At 65.6% G+C, this 7230-nt stretch carries 6 protein-coding genes and 2 pseudogenes; 1 reads left to right on the forward strand and 7 read right to left on the reverse strand.

The window, feature by feature from the left end:
- From AOQ71_RS16635 to fliI, 7 genes and pseudogenes are all read right to left on the reverse strand, one after another.
- Window positions 1-978 (reverse strand): annotated as a pseudogene (locus tag AOQ71_RS16635) (NAD(P)/FAD-dependent oxidoreductase); the annotation flags it as partial.
- A 108-nt stretch (window positions 979-1086) separates the two neighbouring features.
- A complete protein-coding gene (locus AOQ71_RS16640; protein WP_057747965.1) occupies window positions 1087-2046 on the reverse strand; it encodes a helix-turn-helix transcriptional regulator in 960 nt (319 codons plus the stop codon).
- A gap of 253 nt (window positions 2047-2299) precedes the next feature.
- Window positions 2300-3397 carry an anti-sigma factor gene (locus AOQ71_RS16645; RefSeq protein WP_057747969.1) on the reverse strand — a complete coding sequence of 366 codons (1098 nt, stop codon included), beginning with the start codon at window positions 3395-3397 and terminating at the stop codon, window positions 2300-2302.
- A gap of 77 nt (window positions 3398-3474) precedes the next feature.
- On the reverse strand, window positions 3475-4020 hold the full coding sequence (locus AOQ71_RS16650; RefSeq protein WP_057747975.1) for a sigma-70 family RNA polymerase sigma factor: 546 nt from the start codon (window positions 4018-4020) through the stop codon (window positions 3475-3477).
- A gap of 224 nt (window positions 4021-4244) precedes the next feature.
- A complete protein-coding gene (gene fliJ / locus AOQ71_RS16655) occupies window positions 4245-4664 on the reverse strand; it encodes a flagellar export protein FliJ (RefSeq protein WP_057747978.1) in 420 nt (139 codons plus the stop codon).
- 133 nt (window positions 4665-4797) lie between these two features.
- The coding region (locus tag AOQ71_RS16660) for a flagellar protein export ATPase FliI (protein ID WP_245316910.1) at window positions 4798-5805 on the reverse strand (1008 nt) is incomplete at its 5' end.
- 1 nt (window position 5806) lies between these two features.
- Window positions 5807-6100, reverse strand: a pseudogene (gene fliI / locus AOQ71_RS47925) (flagellum-specific ATP synthase FliI); the annotation flags it as partial.
- A 460-nt stretch (window positions 6101-6560) separates the two neighbouring features.
- Here fliI and ctrA point away from each other — a divergent pair.
- Window positions 6561-7230, forward strand: a 670-nt coding sequence (gene ctrA / locus AOQ71_RS16665) for a response regulator transcription factor CtrA (RefSeq protein ID WP_057747981.1), incomplete at its 3' end; no start/stop codon positions are given.

Raw genomic sequence — 7230 nt, forward strand, 5'->3', positions numbered from 1 at the left:
GCCGACGAGATCGGCCACCACATTGTGGCCGGCAAAACGGCCCATGGGACGGGCGAACTGGCAGGACATCACGGTCGGATGCAGGCCGTCGATCACGCTGGAGGCGACGTCGCCGGCGGCGAAGATGCCAGGCACATCAGCGACCCGCATGAAGGGATCGACGAGAAGGCGGCCGAGGCGATCACGCGCGCCCGGTAAATTTTCGGCGAGACGGCTCGCGCGCATGCCGGCGCACCAGATCACCGTCTGCGCCGGGATGAGCTCGCCCGAGCTCAGGCGAACGCCTGCAGCCTCGACCGATGCGACGCGCACGCCGAGCCGCGTTTCGACCTCGAGCGACGACAAGGCGGTCTCGATGACGGGGCGCGCGTGGTCGCCGATGGTGGCGCCGACCGCTTGATTGGGATCGACCAGGATGATGCGGCGGCTGCCGGTGACACCGGCGCGCATCAAGCGTTCCGGCATTTCGGCGGCAACCTCGATGCCGGTGAAGCCGGCGCCGACCACCACGACCGTCGACCGTCCCGGCGACGGCGCGCTGCGTCCGAGCGAGGTGAGATGACCCTCGAGGCGAAGCGCGGCAGCATAGCTGTCGACGTCGAAGGCATGCTCGGCGAGGCCCGGAATAACGGGACGCATCACTTCGCTGCCGAGCGCAAGCACGAGGCGGTCGTAGCCCAGCGTCTCCTCGCCGCGGCACGTGACCAGCGAGATTTCGCGGCGCACGGGATCGATGGCTTCGACCTCGGCAATGCCGTGCGTGACGCCGACCGGATCGAGCAGCTGCGCCAGCGGCAACGCGACCTCGCGGAGATCGACCTCGTAATTGCGCACGCGGATGTTGTGATAGGGGTTGCGGTCGATGAGGTGGATCTCGATGTCGCGGCCGGCCTCACCGATCGCCTCGCGCATGCGCGCGGCGCCGATGGCCGCCCACAGGCCCGCAAACCCGGCGCCGAGCACGACGATACGCGCCATGTCCGTTGACTTCGCTGCTTGCAGGGATCCGCTGATCCGCCCCGCGCGGGCAGATATAGCTCATCCGGACGGATCGACCAAATGCGGCAGCGGCGCCGCCGCAGGCCCTCAGGCTTCGCGCAGTTCCGACGGCGTCGCGCCAAAGCGTTTGCGGAAGGCGCGGTTGAAATAGGACAAATCCGAAAAACCCGAGGAATGCGCGATGTCGCTGATCTTGCGCGCCCGCGCGCGGGGATCGCCCAGCAGCTTTCGCGCCAGCAGCAGACGCTGCTCCAGCACGAATTCGGTGAAGGTGGTGCCGGCCTGCTCGAACAGCCGCTGTGCCTGGCGCGGGCTGAGGCCCGAGCGGGTCGCAACCTCGGACAGGCAGAGATCGTTGCGGCCGAGGGCGGCCATCACGTCGGCGCGCATGAGATCGAGGCGGGCCGCCGCATGGCCGCGGCCGCGCGCGAGCGCGGCGTGCTCGGCGTCGGCGCCGAGCAACAGGCCGACGAGATCGACCATGTGCTGCGCGGTCAGGCGCTGGCCGACGGCGTCGAGATGCGGCGCCTGATGGGCGGCAAGCGCGTGATAGCGAAAGATGGTTTCGGCGACGGCGCCGTCGGACAGCACCTGCGACAGCTTGTCCTCGGCGCGCGGATTGATGTCGAGCAGCGCGCGGCGCGGCATGCGGATGGTGGTGAAGCGGTTCTCGTCGGTGTGACCGACGCTGCCGGTGATGCTCATGTCGGCCAGCACCATCTGCGCCGGCGCGAGCTCGACGGCATGGCCGTTCTGCCTGACGTTGACGAGGCCGGCATGGGCTGCGATCAGCACGAGATCGTCGCTGCCGTCGGCGAGGCCACTCTGCGTGCGCGAATATTGCGCGGAGGCGCCTTCGGGAATGGCGAGCGTGATGTTGTCGACCACGCTGACCTGCAACCGGCAATCGATGCTGTCGCCATGGCTCGGCCCGATCTCGAGGCCACAGGCCCCCAGAGCCCGGTCGCGCCAATGTTCGAACGCCGGCCCCTGCGGCAGGCCTGTATATTGGTGGATAAGAATGCCCGGCGGCTTGGCTGCATCCATCTGATTTCTAGCCCCTTCCCGGCACCCTTGATCGGCCGTGCCGACTGCAAATTCCGGGCATTTGACGCCGCGGAATGGACGGAGGTTCAAATCGGATGCGGATTTGGCGGGACTTGTCGGATTGCGACGACGAAATGGACCGTGGCGACAGTTGCGGCGCTGTAGCCCGGATGGAGCGGAAGCGAAATCCGGGGTTCTCGCCAGCAAGCACGAAGGTCCTGGATTGCGCTGCGCTCCATCCGGGCTACGGAAACTACTTCTTCGCCGGCGCCTGCGGCTGCGACGGCACGGTCTCGATCAGCTTGCCTGAGAACACCGGCGCCGAGGTCGGCTGGCCGCTGGGCGAGCCGCCCGAGGGCTCGACGGTGACGGCGTAGGTCGCGCTGTTGACGACGTCGGCATCGTAGCCCGCGAGCACCGGACGTGCGGTGAAGTCGCCGTTGCCGATCACACCCAGCGAACGCGGGCGCGGCAGCTTGTCGGAGATCAGCCAGAGCTCGAAGCTCTTGCCCGGCTCCGGCGTCGCGCCGACCTTGCGCACCGTGAAGTTCTTGGTCGCGCCATCGATGGTGAGGATGAAGGCGGGACCACCGCTCTGGCCCTGCAACAACGCGACATATTGCGCGGGCAAGGCCGACGGCGCCTGCGGTGTCTTGACCTCGACGGTCTGGATGCGCGGTGGCGGGCGCAGCGCGCCCGGCAGCGCATCGGGCGAGAGGATCTGCAGGGACAGCGTCACCAGCAGCGCGGCCGCCAGCGCGCCCGCGGCGGAGGCGATCGTGCGCCAGCGCTTCACGCGGCTCTCGAGATAGATCACCTTGGTGTCGCCGACGACCGGCACCTGCGTCGCCGGCGCAATGCGCGGGTCGGGCGCGTGGGTCTGCGGAATGAATTGGGGCGCGATATCAGGAATGACATCGGAGTCGGTCGGTGCGGGCGGCTGCACGTCCGGCGCGGCAGCTTGCTGCGCTGGCGGCTCAGGAGATGAAGGCTCTTGAGTTGAAAGCTCCGATGACGAGAGCTCCGGCAATGGCGGTGGCGGCGCATCCACCAGCACCGGCGGCGCCTCGATCGTGCCTTGCCGCGAATCCTGCTGCAAATCCTGCTGCGATTCTTGCGTCGATACCGTCTGCGCGATCTCGCGCTTGATGTTCTCCCACACGATCGGCCGCGGCTCGATGGTGCCGACCATCTGGTTGAGGACGCCGAGCCGGAATTGCCAGGCCTGCACGATCGCGGCGAACTCCTGGTCCACCGCCATCATGGTCGCGACCTGCGCACGCTCGTCGGCATCCAGTGTACCGAGCGCATATTCCGCGGCGAGCGCGATATGGTCCTCGCTGTAGGCCATCACTGTCCTTCACCTCTCCCCGACGGGGAGAGGTGGACTGCCGTTGCCGCTCTGGTTCGTGGCGCTCTCATCATCCTCTAAAGTCCGAGGCATTCCCGGATATCCAGCATGCTGCGCCGCAGCCACGTCTTCACGGTGTTGACGGGCGCTGCGAATTTCTCCGCCAATTGCTCGCGGCTCCAACCGTTGTAATAGGCGAGAAGCACCAGCCGCTGACGGTCCGGCTCGAGCCGGCCAATACATTCCAGGAGCCGCTTCAGCTCCTCGGACATCTCCCGGCGCGCCAGGGGATCGGGACTTTCGGCGGCGACTTCCATCGCCTGCGGTTCCTCCTCGATCGAAGCTTCGGTCTTCTTGCGCACGATGTCGATGGCGCGGTTGCGCGCGATCGAGGCCATCCACGTAATCGGCGAGGACAGTTGCGAATTGAACTGGCCGGCACTGTTCCAGATCTTGACGTAGGTCTCCTGAATGACCTCCTCTGCGAGATCCTGTCGGCGCAAGATACGGAGCACGACGCCATAGAGTTTCGCGCGCGTGGCGGCGTAGAGGCGCTCGAACGCGGCAGAATCGCGCCTCGCCACCGCCTCAATCAGCCCGACCAGCTCTGCTGGCGTCAGCATTCAGCCCCCCAACGCGCGGTCCCCGTCGCGTCTCTCTTCACCTCTCCCCGACGGGGAGAGGTGGGCACCGCCGTCGCTGGCGCAGCCTTTATCGCCACCACCATAGCGCGCGGCCAAGCCCGTCACCAAGAGGCGGCGCGCCACGCTGTGGACAGGACACGCAAAAACCCGGACCTTGCGGGTCCGGGTTCGGAAATTCTCGGTCTTGGGGCGCGGACCGCCGCTTACGCGACGGCGCCGATCCGGGAACGCATCAGGCCGATGCTATCGAGATCGGCCTGCTCACGGGCGTTTTCCTCGGCGCGCTCGCGGGCCTGGTCACGCTCGTCCAGCAGCTCGACCTTCTTCAGCTCTTCAAAGGCCTCGCCGAGCGCGGCCTTGGCGTCCTCGAGCTGGCCCTTCAGCTCGTCGGCCGAGCGGGTCAGGTTCTCGCGACGCTGGATGGCGGCCTTGGCATAGGTCGGATAGGCGAAATGCGCGGGATCGTTGATCCCGGCGCGGTCCTGCTCGGTCTGGATCTCGCGATCGAGATCGGTCGACATCCGCTGAAAGTCGGCGATCATGGACTCGATCTGGGCGACCCGGCGGCGCTTCTCGTCGACCTGAAACTTCTTCAGGCGGATGAGGGTATCACGTGACTTCATCGACTCGTACTCCCCAGAAGTCCCTTGGCTGCAAGACATACACACATCGGGACTGCACCGGTCTCCCCATTGGCCCTGTCAGGGCCAAGACCGGCTCTGCTACTCTGTGGGAACGGATGATGACGGGACAAAGTTAGCGTTCCGTTTCCAAATTACCGAGGATTTGCGCCAACTGGCGGTAGCCGTCGGCCAGCGAGGCATTTTCGTCCTTGCGCTGGCGCAGGAAGGCCTCCAGCGGCTCGTGCAGGCGGATCGCCTCGTCGACCTCGGGGCTGGAGCCCGCCCGGTAGGCGCCAAGCCGGATCAGCTCTTCCATGTCGGCGTAGGTCGCCATCACCGCCCGCGCCTTCTGGATCACAGGCCAGAACTGCGGGTCGGCCGATTTCGGCATGGTGCGGGAGACCGATTTGAGGATGTTGATGGCGGGGTAGCGGCCGCGCTCGGCGATCGAGCGTTGCATCACGATGTGGCCGTCGAGGATGCCGCGGACGGCGTCCGCGATCGGCTCGTTGTGGTCGTCGCCGTCGACCAGCACCGTGAAGATCGCGGTGATGGCGCCCTCCCCGAGGCCCGGACCGGCGCGCTCGAGCAGCTTCGGCAACTCGGTGAAGACGGTCGGCGTGTAGCCCTTGGCGGTCGGCGGCTCGCCGGCGGACAGGCCGATCTCGCGCTGGGCCATGGCAAAGCGCGTCACGGAGTCCATCAGGCAGAGCACGTCCTGGCCCTCGTCGCGAAAATATTCGGAGACGGCGAGCGTCAGATACGCGGCCTGCCGCCGCATCAGCGCCGGCTCGTCGGAGGTTGCGACCACCACGACGGAGCGCGCGAGGCCCTCCTCGCCGAGGTCGTCCTGCAGGAATTCCTGCACCTCGCGGCCGCGTTCGCCGATCAGCCCGATGACGCTGATTGCGGCATCGACATTGCGCGCGAGCATCGACAGCAGCACCGACTTGCCGACGCCGGAGCCGGCGAAGATGCCCATGCGCTGGCCGCGGCAGCAGGTGAGAAAGGTGTTCATGGCGCGGACGCCGAGATCGAGCGGCGCGCCGACGCGCCTGCGCGAATGCGCCGGCGGCGGCGAGTTGCGGTACGGCATCGGGGAGGCGCCCTGCGGCAACGGCCCCTTGCCGTCGATCGGCTCNGAGCCAGGCCGGCGACGGCCGCACCAGATTGGCGGCGTTGGCGATGACGGCCTTGCAGCCGCGACGCACGCCGTCGAGGCCGGCGAACGGCATCACCACCGCATTGCTGCCGGAGAAGCCGATCACCTCACAAGGGATGGAACGGTTGGCGCCGGTCTCGATCACGAGGCGCGCGCCGACCGACATCGCGTGAATGGGTCCGGCCACCTCGACCATCAGCCCGCGAACCCCAACCACGCGGCCATAGATATTGATGCCGTCGATATCGCCGATCTGTTCGGCAAGAGCCTTCATAGAGCAGCTTTCATGGAGCAGCCTTCATCAAGAGTGCGCCTTCGCGAGAGCCTTCATCAAGGTGGCTTGCCTTCGATATCCGGGCCCTCACGGGGAAACCCTTAAATTTCGCCATATTTCTGAACGGCGCTTAACTTGGTGTTTACCCGCATCATTAATCATTGCGTCACTGTCTTTGTGACTGAGCGTGGCTCCCCTTCAGAAGAAGGCTGAGTCGCGGGAGTCGGTTAGTCCCGTCTCTTAAAGTGGAACTTGAACGGAGCCGGATAACGAAAGCTGCTTCTCGAGCAAGACCTTAGGGCGATTCGACAAAAATTGCACCGGGGGGACTTGCGTTCCAGAATCAGGATTTGTTAACCATCTGTTGTCAGGATCCGAATCAGTTGTTCAAAGGCGTTTTGTTGAGTGCCGCGAATGCGGCCGACCTGACGCCCAGGAGCGGCGACTATGGGGAACTGGCATGCGCGTTTTGCTGATTGAAGATGACAGCGCCGTCGCGCAGTCGATCGAGCTGATGCTGAAGTCTGAGAGCTTCAATGTCTACACGACCGATTTGGGGGAAGAAGGCGTCGATCTCGGTAAATTATACGATTACGACATTATCCTTCTCGACCTTAACCTGCCCGACATGTCCGGTTACGACGTGCTCAAGCAGCTTCGGGTCTCCAAGATCAAGACACCGATCCTGATCCTCTCCGGCCTCGCCGGCATCGAGGACAAGGTCAAGGGTCTCGGCGTCGGCGCCGACGACTACATGACCAAACCCTTCCACAAGGACGAGCTGGTTGCCCGCATCCACGCGATCGTGCGCCGCTCCAAGGGGCACGCCCAGTCGGTCATCCAGACCGGCGACCTCGTCGTCAACCTCGACACCAAGACGGTCGAAGTCGGCGGCCAGCGCGTGCACCTGACCGGCAAGGAGTACCAGATGCTGGAGCTGCTCTCGCTCCGCAAGGGTACCACCCTCACCAAGGAAATGTTCCTCAACCACCTCTATGGCGGCATGGACGAGCCCGAGCTGAAGATCATCGACGTCTTCATCTGCAAGCTCCGCAAGAAGCTCGCCAACGCGTCCGAGGGCCGCAACTTCATCGAGACCGTGTGGGGCCGCGGCTACGTGCTGCGCGAGC

This window comes from Bradyrhizobium manausense (assembly GCF_001440035.1).
In the GTDB taxonomy this organism is placed as follows: Bacteria; Pseudomonadota; Alphaproteobacteria; order Rhizobiales; family Xanthobacteraceae; genus Bradyrhizobium; species Bradyrhizobium manausense.

Coding starts and splice junctions, on each gene's coding strand:
- AOQ71_RS16640 (WP_057747965.1), bottom strand. CDS start 2,046: ATGGATGCAGCCAAGCCGCCGGGCATTCTTATCCACCAATATACAGGC.
- AOQ71_RS16645 (WP_057747969.1), bottom strand. CDS start 3,397: ATGGCCTACAGCGAGGACCATATCGCGCTCGCCGCGGAATATGCGCTC.
- AOQ71_RS16650 (WP_057747975.1), bottom strand. CDS start 4,020: ATGCTGACGCCAGCAGAGCTGGTCGGGCTGATTGAGGCGGTGGCGAGG.
- fliJ (WP_057747978.1), bottom strand. CDS start 4,664: ATGAAGTCACGTGATACCCTCATCCGCCTGAAGAAGTTTCAGGTCGAC.